The 1,642-nt window shown below is 38.1% G+C and carries 1 protein-coding gene; it reads right to left on the bottom strand.

Annotated features, from left to right (window positions below):
- Window positions 1–46 precede the first annotated feature (46 nt).
- Window positions 47–1,611 (bottom strand): IS3 family transposase gene (locus GHT08_RS21810; RefSeq protein ID WP_163583490.1). Its coding sequence is split into 2 segments (ribosomal slippage): window positions 47–969 and window positions 969–1,611, totalling 1,566 coding nucleotides; the frame shifts between segments, so codons are not numbered across the junction.
- Window positions 1,612–1,642: the final 31 nt, after the last annotated feature.

Genomic DNA, 1,642 nt, shown 5'->3' with positions numbered 1-1,642 from the left:
CTGAACTGCACCCTGTCAAGTAGACAGTGGAAATAATAAAAAATGTTTAGGCGGCCTTAGCCCTATACTCCATGGGGCTAAGGCTGTTTAGTCGTTTTTGGTATCGTTCGTAATTATAAAATTGAATATATTCTTCAATGGCTTCAACCAACGCTTCGTACGTGTGATAGTCTTTTTGATGTAAATAATACTTTTCGCATTTCAATGTCCCCCAAAACGACTCCATTGGACCATTATCAATGCATCTTCCTACTCTCGACATGCTATGCTTCATCCCAGCATTATCAATGAGATATTTAAAGCCAGGTGAGGTATATTGATAACCACGATCACTATGGATTAAAGGTTTCGCATCTGATGACGTCTCTAAAGCTTGTTTCAACGTGTCAAAGACTAATGGATTATTATTAGAAGTACAGATTTTATAGCTTACAATGGATCCATCAAACAAGTCTAGAATGGCACTTAAATAAGCTTTTTTGGACATGCCATATTTGAATTCCGTAACATCTGTAACCCATTTTTCGTTTGGTTTTGATGCTGTGAAGTCTCGATTCAATAGATTGTCTGCAACATGTTGTGGTGTGGACTTTGAATAACGCTTTTTCTTTCGGCGAATGACAGCCTGTATCCCTGCTATATTCATGAGACGATAAATACGTTTGTGATTAAATGGGCGGTCAAATTGACGTTCCAAATTCATGGTCATACGACGGTACCCATAAATCCCATTCACTTTTTGATGGAGATTTTCCATCTCTTCTAATAAAGTTTCATTTAGTTTATCCTCATCTGTTGGTGTTCGATTCAACCATTTGTAATAGGAGGCACGTGCCACCTTTGCTATCTCGCATAATAACATAATAGAAAAATTTTCTTCCTCGTAAAGTTGTTGAATCGCTAAATAGCGATTTTCTAAACGAACACGGGTTATGACCGCCCCCTTTCGATCTCCTCTAACTTTTTTAAAAAGGCATTCTCTGCTCGCAGACGTTCATTCTCTTTTTCTATACGACGTATCTCTAACTTCATTTTTTCTTCCGGTGATAATTCTTTCTCTGTTTTAGAACGACCACGTCGGTCTTTTAACGCATCCCATCCACCAGTTTCATATTTACGCACCCATTGATAGACTTGTTGGTAAGATACTTGATTGGCTATCGCCGTTTTATGATAATCCTTATGATTGGCTAAAGCGTCTTGTACAATCTCAATACGTTCCTGCCACGTGGTTTTTCTCCCTTTGGTCATAGAGCGACTCATTCCTTCCGATTGTCCTTTTATTTCTCTATGACCATTATAATCTTTCATCCATTTTCTTAAAACTGATGTACTGGAGATCCCATGCTTTTCTATGACATCTCTTTGTGAATAATTACCTGAAAGGTAATCGGATATGGCAGCTAATTTCATTTCTTTAGTGTAGGTTTTATTGTGGGAAGTCCCCTTTAAACCTTCCACGCCGTATTTGTCCACTATTTTCCTCCAATACACAAGGGTGGTATCATGTACACCGTACTTTCTCTGGATCTCACTTAAGCTATATCCCTGATTTTCATAGGCATCCAATACTGTCCGTTTAAATTCAGCAGTATGACCTTTTCTGGACATAAAAATAACTCCCCCAAAGTAGCAGATTTTT

Origin of the sequence: Gracilibacillus saliphilus, from assembly GCF_010994085.1 — a bacterium.
Taxonomy (GTDB): domain Bacteria; phylum Bacillota; class Bacilli; order Bacillales; family Amphibacillaceae; genus Gracilibacillus; species Gracilibacillus lacisalsi.
This window is presented reverse-complemented; position numbering and strand designations above follow the sequence as displayed.